Origin of the sequence: Aliamphritea spongicola, from assembly GCF_017051665.1 — a bacterium.
GTDB classification, from domain to species: Bacteria; Pseudomonadota; Gammaproteobacteria; order Pseudomonadales; family Balneatricaceae; genus Amphritea; species Amphritea spongicola.
On the sequence record NZ_JAFIDL010000143.1, the window covers coordinates 1 to 279 of the forward strand.

Sequence of the window (279 nt, forward strand, 5' to 3'; positions counted from 1 at the left end):
GTTAGCGCTGATGCCGCGCACGCAGGCGATGCGCAGCCCGTGGATATTGTCACGGATACGCCCGCGCAGCTCCTCGGTGGCGGCCTCGGTAAAGGTCACCACCAGGATTTCTTCGACCGTCAACGGGCGGGGAAACGCCGCTTCCCCCCCCAATCCCAGCAGCAAGCGCAGATACAGCGCGCCGATGGTAAAAGTTTTACCGGTGCCCGCCGACGCCTCGATCAGGCGTTCGCCAAACAGCGGCAGCGTCAGCGGTTCTAGCCTCTGCGGGGCGACTTC

Annotated in this window: 1 protein-coding gene; it reads right to left on the minus strand. The window is 64.9% G+C overall.

The window, feature by feature from the left end; translation table 11 throughout:
• On the minus strand, nt 1-279 hold a 279-nt coding region (locus JYB63_RS23095), incomplete at both ends, for a UvrD-helicase domain-containing protein (RefSeq protein WP_243432138.1).